This is a genomic window from Methylotenera sp. (assembly GCF_013141425.1).
Lineage (GTDB): Bacteria > Pseudomonadota > Gammaproteobacteria > Burkholderiales > Methylophilaceae > Methylotenera.
This window is the reverse complement of sequence record NZ_JABFRA010000030.1, coordinates 1-12,286: the sequence shown is the minus strand read 5'-3', so window position 1 is coordinate 12,286 and position 12,286 is coordinate 1. Positions and strand designations below refer to the sequence as shown.

9 protein-coding genes and 1 pseudogene are annotated in these 12,286 nt (G+C 44.4%); all 10 read right to left on the bottom strand.

Annotated elements, in window-relative coordinates:
* Positions 1–95 precede the first annotated feature (95 nt).
* Positions 96–1,445: an MFS transporter gene (locus HOO90_RS02640; protein WP_292839195.1), complete on the bottom strand. Its 1,350-nt coding sequence runs from the start codon at positions 1,443–1,445 to the stop codon at positions 96–98.
* A complete protein-coding gene (locus tag HOO90_RS02635; RefSeq protein ID WP_292839193.1) occupies positions 1,446–2,858 on the bottom strand; it encodes a DUF3999 domain-containing protein in 1,413 nt (470 codons plus the stop codon).
* A 1-nt stretch (position 2,859) separates the two neighbouring features.
* A complete protein-coding gene (locus HOO90_RS02630) occupies positions 2,860–5,700 on the bottom strand; it encodes a DUF2339 domain-containing protein (RefSeq protein WP_292839191.1) in 2,841 nt (946 codons plus the stop codon).
* 77 nt (positions 5,701–5,777) lie between these two features.
* Entirely contained in the window at positions 5,778–5,963 is a 186-nt protein-coding gene (locus tag HOO90_RS02625) for a hypothetical protein (protein ID WP_292839189.1), read from the bottom strand.
* A gap of 81 nt (positions 5,964–6,044) precedes the next feature.
* Positions 6,045–6,194, bottom strand: coding sequence for a hypothetical protein (locus HOO90_RS02620; protein ID WP_292839187.1), 150 nt, complete (start codon positions 6,192–6,194; stop codon positions 6,045–6,047).
* A 21-nt stretch (positions 6,195–6,215) separates the two neighbouring features.
* Positions 6,216–7,388, bottom strand: coding sequence for an amidohydrolase family protein (locus HOO90_RS02615; RefSeq protein WP_292839185.1), 1,173 nt, complete (start codon positions 7,386–7,388; stop codon positions 6,216–6,218).
* A 32-nt stretch (positions 7,389–7,420) separates the two neighbouring features.
* Positions 7,421–8,995 carry a YiiX/YebB-like N1pC/P60 family cysteine hydrolase gene (locus tag HOO90_RS02610; protein WP_292839183.1) on the bottom strand — a complete coding sequence of 525 codons (1,575 nt, stop codon included), beginning with the start codon at positions 8,993–8,995 and terminating at the stop codon, positions 7,421–7,423.
* On the bottom strand, positions 8,995–11,127 hold the full coding sequence (gene aas, locus HOO90_RS02605) for a bifunctional acyl-ACP--phospholipid O-acyltransferase/long-chain-fatty-acid--ACP ligase (protein ID WP_292839181.1): 2,133 nt from the start codon (positions 11,125–11,127) through the stop codon (positions 8,995–8,997). Before aas ends, HOO90_RS02610 begins: the two co-directional genes overlap by 1 nt.
* Before the next feature lie 24 nt (positions 11,128–11,151).
* The gene (locus tag HOO90_RS02600; protein ID WP_292839179.1) at positions 11,152–11,457 is read right to left on the bottom strand and encodes an ArsR family transcriptional regulator; all 306 of its coding nucleotides are present in this window, start codon (positions 11,455–11,457) and stop codon (positions 11,152–11,154) included.
* Positions 11,458–11,626: 169 nt separating this feature from the next.
* A pseudogene (locus tag HOO90_RS02595) lies at positions 11,627–12,286 on the bottom strand (ammonia channel protein); the annotation flags it as partial.

The window sequence follows — 12,286 nt, the reverse complement described above, 5'->3', positions numbered from 1 at the left end:
AGCAAATACTACTCTATGGAGTGGATGAAATGAAGAAAACCTAAGCAACACAACGCGTTAAATCAGGCTATAGTATTTTTATTTTACAGCCTATGTTATTTACTCAATTTAATCCATTTCAAAAAAGTCGTGTAGTACGCTGGCTGACGGATGCACAGGTAAGTCATTACCACTAAATTGAGTATTGCCGTTGCTAAAAACAGCTCAGGAATACTGAATTTTTGGTTAAATATGAAGATTGAAAACACGGCTGAAACCACCATAAATAAGGCGTTAATAATATTATTGGCGGCAATGACGCGTGAGCGATAGCTTTTTTCTGATTGAGTTTGAATCAGCGTATAAAGCGGCACGATGAATAAACCGCCAAAGAAGCCAATCAACGCGATATCTGCCAATAGACGCCAGCTGGTAAAAATTACCTTCCCGTGTAAATCGTGATTTTTACTGATAAAGCCTAAGTAATCGAAAAGCACTTCTTTCGTCCAATGCATATTTATCCAGGTGCTGGAGTAATATAAATCGACCGTGAGTAACGTCATTCCTATTGCACCAAATAGCACTAAGCCAAGTTCTACCTTACCTTTTGAAAGTTTTTCACACATCAGTGAGCCAATGCCGATACCAAGCGAGAAGATAGAAAGTAGCAAAATAAAAACACTTTCATCGCCATATAAGACGTATTTCGCTAGGTTAGGAAATTGTGCAAGTAAGGTCGCTCCAAAAAACCAGAACCAAGAAATGGCGATAATCGCCAGCCAAATAGTTTGCTGCTGCCAAATGAATTGAATGCTGCGATACGTTTCTGTAATTGGATTCCAATTAATATTGAGTTGTGGAGCGGCTGCGGGTGAATTTGGTATACCTCTGCTGCTTGAGTAGCCCGTTACGGCGATAAGTAAAATAGCTAAGCTGGTTATAATTTCATGCTGCTGTTGCATTGCCACCCAAGCTCCCAGCACTTGGCCGAGCAATATCGCTACAAACGTTCCCATTTCTATCATGCCGTTGCCGCCAATCAGCTCGGTTTCCTTCAGGTGTTGCGGCAAATAAGAATATTTTACGGGGCCAAAAATAGTGGAGTGCATGCCCATCATAAACAGGGCTGTGGCGAGTAAGCCAATGTTGTGTAGAAAAAAGCCAGCGCTGGCAAACAGCATAATGCCAATCTCAAAGACTTTTATGTAACGAATAAGCTGGGATTTTTCAAATTTATCGGCTAACTGCCCCGCGGTGGCCGAGAAAAGAAAAAATGGCAATATAAACAAACCAGGCAATAGCGTTGCAAGTGTACCGCCGTCGATGTTAGTTAGGCGATTGGCGTGAAATGCAACTAATGTAATTAGCGCTGTTTTAAATAAATTATCATTGCAGGCACCTAAAAACTGCGTGAAAAAGAACGGGCGAAAACGCCGTTCACGCATTAAAGAAAATTGGTTTTTCATTTACGCTTTATTTTCAGTCTTAAGCAGAGAATAAGCCATGCCAGCCAACAGCAAAACGCCCAAAAACAGCCCGCCCCATAATAACCATGTTTTGTAATCGGGCGCAGATGTCCAGCTATTATTGGCTGGGGGCTTGCTTGTGCTTGTTAAGTCGCTTGTGCCAATAGTACCTAAGACAATATTCGCGTTAGGTAATTTGCTTACTTTTTCAACTTTATAATCGGGAATCAAACTGGTGATATCGACCGCACTTACGATGGTCGGGCTGTTGCCTACGCGCAAGATAAAAGGGGCTTGCCCACGCGCGTTCCACACTACGGTTTTCGGTATCCACCCTAATGAAAGCGTTGGGTTTTCGGCGCCAAAGCCGCCGTTAGACGCGTGAAATTGCAAACGCCAATATCGCCATGTAGAAGTATTTAACGCTATATCAGGGTTTGTGTAGGCTTTGCCCGCCTTATCCATACGGTAGAGTGATGCGCTGGTGAGCGTTTGCCATGGGGCATCGTTTCTATTGCGCACTTGCACAATAGCACTGGTAATGGTGTTATTTTGTGGCAACTGCACGCGTAAATAGCTGGCGGGATAACGGCCTAATGATTCAAAATCAATGTTTGTTAAAGCTTTGTCGTTGCTAGGTACTTCGCGCTTAAGTAAGGGAATATTTTGCCAAAGTATGTCTGGAGTTAGTGGGCGCACGCTATCGTATTGGGCGACTATCTTAGTCAGTAGTAGCCCATTAAGTGTTCTATCTGATGGCATCACTTTAAAATAGTGCGCACTACTGGCACGGTCTAAAGTAATGGTATTTTGAACCAGTATGCCATCAATTGCTGACACACCGACAGCTGAATTTTTGTTTTTCGTTTTTAGCAATACCCCACGGCCGATATTCGACCAATGTTCTAAGTCGTCGCTCTCTTCTACGTCTATAGTCAAAAACCTATCTTCATGACCTATCCAGTCTACGGTGAAGCTTTGCACAGGCGGGTGCTTTTCACCAGCATCCACCAAATAAATATTATTAGGCTCCTTAATTTGCGTATTAATTTCTAATGAGATATCAACCGAACCCTTTGCAACCTGAAAATACTTTAGAGCATGCTGTCTGCCGTCTGAATCATCAAGATCATCAACATAAATAGGCAACACATTTAGTAGCTTCACTTCTTTTTTAATGGCCGTTTGCGGGTGCAAATCTTCATAGCGCATTAGCGTGTAGGGCACTTGCTCCCCCGCCGCGTTACTGATCGTGAGGTCCTGCAAATTATCTGCGCGGCTGTGTTGATAGATATCTTTGGGCAATGCACTTTGATACAGTGGCGCATCGCCCGTGGTGTCTAGCCTAAAGTCGGCAGCGGCGGCATTGCTGGCAGTGAAAATGAGGGCAAATATTAATGTATAAAATTTCATGTTAAACCTCTTTCTTAATACTATTCTTTACTTCCTGCTGGGCAGGCGGTATCGGCGCAAAATAGCCCATTACCAACAACATTAAACCTGCGCCTATAAAGGAGGCAATACGTTCAACGGAGCCCGTTTGTGATAAATCGAGTAAGAAGAGTTTGGCAACAACAATCCCCATCAGGCCTGCGCCCACTAGCCAAAGCTGACGCTGTGCGCGTTGGTGCGCGAGTAGCATGAGCGTAAAGGCGGTAATGCCCCACAAGAAAGTAAACGACATTTGCACAGTTGAATTAGTGAATATCGATGCCCATTGAAAAGGTGTGCCTATCCAGTGGTGCAAGGTGCGCAACAAAATGCCATTCAGCAAGGTAAAGCCCGCCACACTGGCAATGATATGCAATGCGCCTTTGAGTTTGTCCAGATGTTTGCTTACCGCACGGTGCCAGATAAACAGCAAAAGCAAGGTAGCAAGCAGCGTGATGTCTAGCGGATTAATCAAAGGCACATAGGGTAGTGGTGCGGCATTGCCACTGGAGTTGAGTGACATCCAGAAAAACCATAGTCCTAAAAACAGCACGAGTGGAACGCTGCCAGTCCATGCCCAGGTGTGGGCATTTGCTAACTGCAAGCTGCTTAATGTGCGCGTTTTTCCAAACTGCCAGCGCGTTATGCCTAGCACGATTAAGATTGGCACAATTGCCCAGCCAATCTCTTTCCAGACACTGGATTCATTTAAAAACTGGCCAATTTGGTACTGCCATTCTAGTACGCCAATAATGGCGCTTATCCAAACTAAGGGCGCACGTAGCCAAGTTTTATTTGGCACAGCAGCACTATCAATCAGCCATGCGTAAGCCAATAAGGCGAATGGCCAAGCGAGGTAGCCGTAATGAGCAAATGGATGGGTTTGATAATAGATGCGCAATCCGCCGGAAGCTTCGAAGAGTGTTGCAAATGCAAGAACAGGTAGCAATAACGCCGAAAGACTAGCCAGCTTTGGCCATTTGAAATAGCGTGAAACTACTGGCAACAACAGGCTAGTGGCCGCAATAAAGATAAGCACGAAGTGACCATATAACTTGTTGGGCAATAGTTCATCAATTGCGGTTAAGCCTGAAGCTACCCACCAAGCCCAGCCCCATAAGGCAAGGGCAGAAGTTAATAAAGCATTTTTTTCTGGGCGATATTTATTCCACAAGGCTCCACATGCCCAGCCAGAGAGCGCGATAAAGCCAACGCCCAAATACATATTTTGATTCGATATTCCCGAATAACCGGTGAGCCCCCAGCCTTTAATAAAGGCAAAGGCGGCCAATAGCTGCAATGCTAAGCCAGAGAGTATTGGGAAAGTGCGATTTTGTTTGAGACCTACCCATAACAGCCCCACTCCTTCTACTGCCCATGCCGCTGAGGTCCAACGACCATCCAAGGCGAGTGGTAGGGTAAGCGTGATAAAACCAATGCCCAATGCAATAAAGCATTCACCCAAAAATTGCAGGGTATCGCGCTTGCGGGTGAGCACCCACCAAGCTAACCCGATATAGAAAATACCCAACGCTAAGGCACTATATGCCAAGCCAAAGTGCGAATCTTTAAGTAAGGCATATTGCAAACTAAAGGCGATTAATGGTGTGCCGAATACTAACGTAGCATCCACGTAATCGCTGGCTTTTGCCGCCTGACGATGCGCAAATAACACGGCAATGCCAGTGAACAGTAGAAAGAAAATAATCAGAAACGGTTCAGTGGTAGCAAAGTGTTCTGGAATGTAGTTCTTTGCACCCCACAAAGTGCCGATAATAAAGGTAAAGAACCAGCCGAGTACATTTAGCGGCCGCCAGCTTTTATGAAACGCAACAAAGGCAATGGCTAAATTCAACACCAGATAATAGCTGAATAAGGCGACATGGCTACCACTGCCTGTTGAGGTCAGCACGGGCGCTAAAAAGCCGCCAGTGAAGCCTAGAATTGCCAAAGGCAAAGCAGATTGTTTGACTGCAATAAATGCTGATAAAAACGCGATTGCGGCCAGTAAGGTAAAGGCTGGGCCAGCTGGAATCAGCGCGTACAGCTTGAGTGTAGCAAAAATGGTCAAGTATAAAATCCCGATACCGCCGCCCTGCAAGGCCCATGCGTACTCAGTGCGCTTATTACGTAAGCGCCAGCCTAGCACCAACAGAGCGATGCCACCCAAGGCGACGGCAGTCAAGCGAAATTCAATGGGAATAAAGCCATTATCCACGGCTAATTTAAGTAAAAAGCTAATGCCAATAAACAAAATGACAATACCTGAACGCACTAGGGTGTTGCCACCAAACAACCAGTCTTTGACATAAGCAAAGCCACGTTCGATAAAATTAGGCTCGGCTGGCTTGATGGGCGGTCTAACATAAGCTGGCCTAGCGGGCGCCACGGATTTTGCACTGTTAGTATTTGTTGGCTTGGTTGAAGTGGTGGCAGCTAGGGGATCCACCGCTTTAATGGGTGTGTTAGTGGTGACCGCAGCCAGGGCTTGTGCGGTTAAATCATCATCCGTGAGTGGCGTGGTTTGAGTTTCGAGGTTGGAGTTTAAATCGATTGTTGGCTCAACAATCAACTCAGGCGAATCCACTTCTAGGGTAACCGTTTGCGTGGGTGTAGCTTGCGGCTGATTTTCTATGGACTTTTTAAGCACGTCCAACCGCGTGCTCAAGCGTGTAATTTCAACGCTCAATTTATTGGTTTCTCGCTCGATTTCCCGTATTTTAGTATCTCGGCTGCTGGAGGTGAATAATGAAAAAAAACTCACAATACCGCCGATAACGACGACGACTCCCAATATTCCCAGTAAAAATAATAGCGACCCCATAAATTTCCCCTAAATAACCAACATCACACTAATATATCTATAACACGCTTTAAATTACGCTTGCATTTTCCGAATACCTACTGAGTTAGCAGATTACTAGAATGTTCTTTTACAATGCCTATAAGCGCATGTAGCTTATAAAAATCACCATAAGCATAGCCGCCAGAGGTGTTCACAGAATATTTACCACCATATTCTTCGATGCCGTGCGCATATAAACTAAAGCGCACAACTTCATTGGTATTTTTAGTTTTTACCTCCAACAACACCTGACCAGCTGAAACTTTTCCTGCAAATTTTCGCCATTGTTTATCGCGTAAGGAATTTAATTCTGCAATAATTTCTTAGCTATTTGCGGCTTCAACACCATTAATATACACAATCGCATCTGTAGCCAACTTAGAACGCGTTTCTAAAGTTGGTTTTAAAGCGCAACCGAGTAACAACCATAGGTTGATTGTCACAGCAACGCTTACCAATAAAATAATCTTCATTGTTTTCATTTTTAAGTGACACTATTTTTGAAAAAATCCACGCGTTTCAAATACGCTGGCAGGAAATTGTTTGCCCTCAAAACGAAGCAATCGTTTCATGGCAAAATCAAACATAATCGGGTTGTATTTACGCACTTCTTGCAAAAACGGCACGTGCTCGGCCTCCAACATACCTTCGCGATGAAATTGTTTGCTAGTAATTAGCGGAAAAACGCCAGGCAACGGATAATCTGTGCCGTTATGCAAGCGGTGATGCCAGTCGCTGCGCCTTAATACATGCTTAAGTACCCAGGCGTGGTTGAATAAGGTGGTGGCGGAAATGTCGCCAAACAATAATTTTTCATAGGCGGGTATATCCATCATGCGGGTAAATAACTCAAAGCTGGTGACAACTTTATTGCGGTTGTCGTAATCTTTATCTTTGCCATCACTCCCGCAGTGCGCCATTACCACCCGCACACCCGCGTCTAGCATGTGGTGTGCTTTTAGCGGGTTATTAAAATCTAGGTTACCACCTGGTACAGCACTTTCACGGCCAACGTGGCTAATAATAGGCATATTGTATGTTTGTAGCTTTTGGTAAAACTGCTTGCACTTTGGCGATGCAGGATCAATATTCATCGAGGATGGTAGCCATTTCATGGCGACCGCGCCTTCAGCATGTGCGCGCTCCAGTGCATCAATCGCATCGGGACGGTAAGGGTGAATTGAGGCTACCCATTGAAAATGCTGTGGATGCTGATTTACAATTTGTGCCGCATAACTGTCTGGAATATGAAAAATAGATTGTTCTTTGAGCGGCGTGCCTGTCTCATCGTGTGACCAATCAAAGGCAAACAACATGGTTTTATAGCCCGCAGGCATTTCACTGGATAAGTGCGCTAGGCGGCTAACAAAACTGATATCTTCATTTTTTTTATCTAGCCCAGCGCCGTTGATGTGAAAATATTTCTGAATCTTTAAAATCGGATGCCGCCAGCTATCCATCTTGGGTGAGGCCCATGCGCCGCTACCACTATCGCCAGAGCCGATGATATGCGCATGGCAATCCCATACTTTTGATGAGTCAATGCCTGACCAAACTTGCTTCATTAAAGGGTGATTTTTTAGCTCCTCTGGCAAACCAGCTAGGCAAGGGTTTTTGTGTCCCGATTCGAACCAAGCTTGTAAGCCTGTGTAAGCATTTACTAACATAGAAGTAGGGAATGATTTTGTTCTAAGGAACACTATAAAAACCCCGTAAAAGCGGTACGTTGGGACGAGTTACGTTTTTCTCCAGATAAGGGTTTGCCCTTTACCAGTTTTTCGTACAAAGCCAAGCCATTGTTATCAATTTTGTTTGTATTATTAGTAAAGACCAATTTGCCATCATGGCCAAATAACACCAGCTGTAGCGGATCGGCTTCGTCAGTTCCCGCACGTAGGGCAATGTCATCGGGCGTAATTGCAAAGCTACCCAATACATTTTTGGTAACAAAATCGACTTGAGGGTAAGCGATGTACACCAGTTCAGAACATACAATGGTGTTCGTGGTGTTCACGTCAAAATTAAAGTCGTATTTTTTCCCTAAGTTTCCTAAGGCAAGTTTCACTGCCTCAAGCCTATCCGCCACGCTTAGATTTTTGGGGCGCAAAATGGCCACATCATCCACGTTCATAAAATCTTGCAGCATGTTGAGTTGCACGCCGCTTCTTAGCGCCTCAACCACGCCATGGCCGTCAGCAATTTTGGCGATATTTTTTTGTACAATGGGCAATTCAAGTGCTTTCATTTCATGCAGTTGTTCTACCGAGCCCACGTAAATGGCTGCATGACCAAAATGCCCAGGTATGCTTTTATCTGTCAGTGTAAACGGTGTCTTTTCAAGCAAAATATCGCCCGGTTGAAGTTGCGCTAACATCTGCTGCAATACGCTTGTGTTGCCTTTGAGCTTGCCATCGCGCCATCGCACCACGCCCATACTGTTACCTACAACTTTTGAGCCAGTGAATTTAATTTTATTCAAGCTGTGCTCAGATAAATGCACCGTTCCTTCCGCCGCTTTGATAGGCAATACCACAATTTCTTTAAAAACATTGCTACCTTTAAAGCCTTTTAGCATAGGACTACGAGCAATATGCCCATAGAGCGATTGCACTGCATCTGAGCTGACGTTGATTTGCGCTTCAATAGCAGGTTTATTGTCATTAAAATAGCGCACGGCATCCAAAAAGGTTTTACGATATTCTGGGTTGCTTGAGCGCATGGTGGAAGAATCATAAAATCCTTCAGGAATACCAAACTCTGGATACCCTTCATTGAGTTTTTTGCGTAACAGGCGATTGTTGTCAAAGGATTGATGCATTTCGTTGCTGTTTTCGTAAAGCGTCACTGCCGCTGACATGGCAATCACAATCTCTGTTACGCGTGTGTTATCGTCAATCTCATTGTCTACCCGGTACAACGCACCACGATGCCTTAAAGCCTGCTTAAACAAGTTGTCGCGTAAATCATGCGCTTCAGAAAGCGCTTTAGCTAAGCGTAAGGCATAAGCCGAGGGTAATGCGCCTTTATGTTTAGAAATGGCTTGATTCGATTCCTTAATAAAGCCAGGCAGTTGCTCACGAAGCTTGTGTGAACTTTCGATAAATGCCAATACTTGAAGCGCATCTTGCGCGTACGCACTATTGAATTTTAGTTCGATAACTCCAGTTTGGCTTAGTGCTGGCTCGGGTTTAAAGTTACTTTCAGCCCCGTAAACCAAGGGGCTGGCTATAAGCGCTAAACTGAATATGCCTTTTTTAATTTGCTTGTAGGCCATTACGCGGCCTCAGCCATTTGTTTTAACGAAACATAGTCGGTTTTGCCTGTACCTAAAACAGGTAGTTCTTCTACGCGAATAATTTTTCGTGCAATTGCGATTTCTGGACTGCCTAAGTTTTTAGCAACAATTTGCAGATCTTCGCGTTTTAGGCTCGGGTCAGTGGTGAATAGAATTATATTTTCTCCGCGTTGCACATCCGTTTGAGTGCTGGCCGCATGTTGATGCTCTGGTGCGGCGGTATTGGCAATTTGTTCGACCACTTCGAGTGACACCATTTCACCTGCCACTTTGGCGAAACGTTTTACTCGACCTTTTATATGAATAAAGCCTTGTGCATCCACTTCGACAATGTCTCCCGTGTTGTACCAACCCTCGGCGGGCGGGTTGAGTACACCCGGCTGATCAAATAAGTAATAACCCAGCATGACGTTCTCTCCGCGCACATGTAGCAGGCCACCTTTGTCTATGCCAGGCACAGATTCAAGTTTGTGCTCTAAACCGGGTACAAATTGCCCCACACTGCCATTAAAGTTGGCCATAGGTGTATTGGCTGAAAGTACGGGGGCACATTCGGTAGCACCGTAACCTTCTAAAATTCGAATTCCGAATTTTTCGGCATAGGTTTTACGCACTTCTTCATTAAGCTTCTCTGCACCAGCCACCACAATACGTAGTTTATAAAAATCATACGGGTGTGCATATTTGGCGTAATTGCCTAAGAAGGTGCTGGTGGCAAAAAATATGGTACAGCCGCGATCATAAATTACTTCAGGTATGACTTTGTATTGTAATGGTGAGGGAAAAATATGAATTTTGATGCCATTTAATACCGGTAGCATAGTGCCCGTGAATCCAAAGGCGTGGAAAATCGGCAAGACCATCATCACTTTATCGGTGGGGTTAAAATCCAATACGGCCATGATTTGCGATATGTTAGATAAGATACTTTTATGCGAATGTACTACGCCTTTGGGCTTGCCCTCTGAACCAGAAGTAAAGAGCACCACGGCTGGCTCGTCGGGCTTATTCACTTCCATCGCGGCGCGAGGATAATGTAGTGCATACCCAATGAGCCAAGCACGATCCACCACACCAAAATCGGCACGCAAGTCTTCTAAATACAGTACATTGAGATTTTGCAGGCCTTCAACCACGCTTTCCAATTTAGCTGTCTCGATAAACTTATGCGAAGTGATGATGGTTTTTACATTGGCGGCGATGCATGCGTTTTGCATGCCGGCGGTGCCGGAAGTGTAGTTCAGCATCGCAGGAATGCGGTTAAATGCGCTCATGCCAAAAATCAGTGCAACGGTATTGGTGATGTTGGGCATCAGTACGCCAACCACCTCATTCGATTTGCTTACTTTAGTAACGATTCGGCCAAGCGCTAAGCTCTTTTTTAGTAAGTCCTGATAAGTTTCTTCCGTCTCATTCATGTCTTCAATGAGTTTGTAATTACTGCCAAACTTATCCATTGCGTCCAAAAGTGATTCAAAAAGGGTGCGACTTTTTTGCGATTGAAATAGCATTTTCTGCATTACACTTCGCATGCCCTCGCCTGCTATGCGGCGGCGCTGCTTGCCAGTAGGAAAGCCATGATGCGTTGATTTTGGCATGGCAATGGTGGTGGTTGGCATGATGGTTAGCATGACTTTTGGCAATAATCTTCTAGGGTGGTGGCTTGATAAGCGACCAAAATAAGACTCAGCGGCACCATCGATGCGCACTGGTAAAATGTCGGCAGTTGTTTTAGCAGCGACAAAGCCTGGGCCGTCATAGACTTTCATTAAATTGCCAGTTAAGGTGATGCGGCCTTCAGGAAAAATCACAACATTTTCGCCAGATTCCAGCAATTTAATCACTTTTTTCATGGCCAAAGGGCTACTAGGGTCTACGGCTAAATGCGGTGTTAGGCGTAAGGCTTGTCTAAACGTCCACTTTTTAAGAACGGAAGTGTGCACCACAAAGGTGGCCTTTTTGGGTAAAAATAAACCGAGTAATAAGCCATCTAAAAACGATTCATGGTTGGCTACAATCAATAGTCTGTTTTCTTGCGGAACATTTTCGATGCCGCGCACTTCGACCCGAAACAGAATTTTGCAAACAGAACGTAATAGTTTAGCCAGCATTGTTAATCTCCAAACTTTAACTAGTTAGATTTCGGTTTCAATATAATGCAATACGCCATTAATTGCGTGTGTGATAAAGCTTTTATTGACCCAAAAATACACTTCTTTACCAATTTTTTCACTTTGCAAAGCGCCGCTTTGATGCAGTATTTTTAAGTGATGCGTGACTGCAGTTCGGCTTAAGGTAGAGGCGGCGGCAATTTGCAGTATGTTCATTCGCTCACCTTTTTCAAAGGCAAGCAATATGCGTTGCCGATGTGCATCTCCTAAGGCGATAAACAGGTGAGCTATGTTTTGCCATTCGTCAGGAATTGTATGGATTATTTTCATAACTACATAATTAGTTATTTAGTTTTATGTGTCAAGTGGTTTTTTTAAATATTTTGAATATTAAACGATTCCTGACGTATTTTTTTGTAATTGTCGATTTATCTACATCAGTAAGCGCAAATAAGAACGGGCGCCTAAGCGCCCGTTTAGAGATTACCTAAGGTGTTAATTAGGCGTGATACGCACGTTCACCATGTTCTGAGGTATCTAAACCTTCACGTTCAGATTCTTCACTTACACGTAGACCGATGACTACATCTACAATTTTGAAAGCAATGAATGAAACTGTCGCTGAAACGATGATGGCAGTTGCTACTGCATAGATTTGTGCAGTCATTTGTGCAGCAAAGTTATACTCACCAACAGCATTTGCAACGTAGTCATATACGCCCATTCCGCCTAGTGCTGGGTTTACGAACACACCCGTTGCCAGTGCACCAAAGATACCACCGATGGCATGCACACCAAATACATCAAGTGCATCATCGTAACCAAGCCAGTATTTCACTTTAGCAACAAAGAAGTAGCAGATTGGTGAAACGAGCAGACCAATGATAATTGCACCCATTGGGCCTACGAAACCGCAAGCAGGTGTAATTGCTACCAAGCCTGCAACCGCACCAGAAGCCGCACCTAACATAGAAGGTTTACCTTTGAATAGCCATTCTGAGAATGCCCAAGCTAGAGTAGCCGCACCAGTCGCAATCATAGTATTTAATAAAGCTAATGATGCATAACCGTTTGCTTCAAGGTTAGAACCAGCATTGAAACCAAACCAACCTACCCATAGTAAAGCCGCACCAACCATCGTTAATGTCAAGCTGTGAGG

Coding starts and splice junctions, on each gene's coding strand:
- HOO90_RS02640 (WP_292839195.1), bottom strand. CDS start 1,445: ATGAAAAACCAATTTTCTTTAATGCGTGAACGGCGTTTTCGCCCGTTC.
- HOO90_RS02635 (WP_292839193.1), bottom strand. CDS start 2,858: ATGAAATTTTATACATTAATATTTGCCCTCATTTTCACTGCCAGCAAT.
- HOO90_RS02630 (WP_292839191.1), bottom strand. CDS start 5,700: ATGGGGTCGCTATTATTTTTACTGGGAATATTGGGAGTCGTCGTCGTT.
- HOO90_RS02620 (WP_292839187.1), bottom strand. CDS start 6,194: ATGAAGATTATTTTATTGGTAAGCGTTGCTGTGACAATCAACCTATGG.
- HOO90_RS02615 (WP_292839185.1), bottom strand. CDS start 7,388: ATGTTAGTAAATGCTTACACAGGCTTACAAGCTTGGTTCGAATCGGGA.
- HOO90_RS02610 (WP_292839183.1), bottom strand. CDS start 8,995: ATGGCCTACAAGCAAATTAAAAAAGGCATATTCAGTTTAGCGCTTATA.
- aas (WP_292839181.1), bottom strand. CDS start 11,127: ATGCTGGCTAAACTATTACGTTCTGTTTGCAAAATTCTGTTTCGGGTC.
- HOO90_RS02600 (WP_292839179.1), bottom strand. CDS start 11,457: ATGAAAATAATCCATACAATTCCTGACGAATGGCAAAACATAGCTCAC.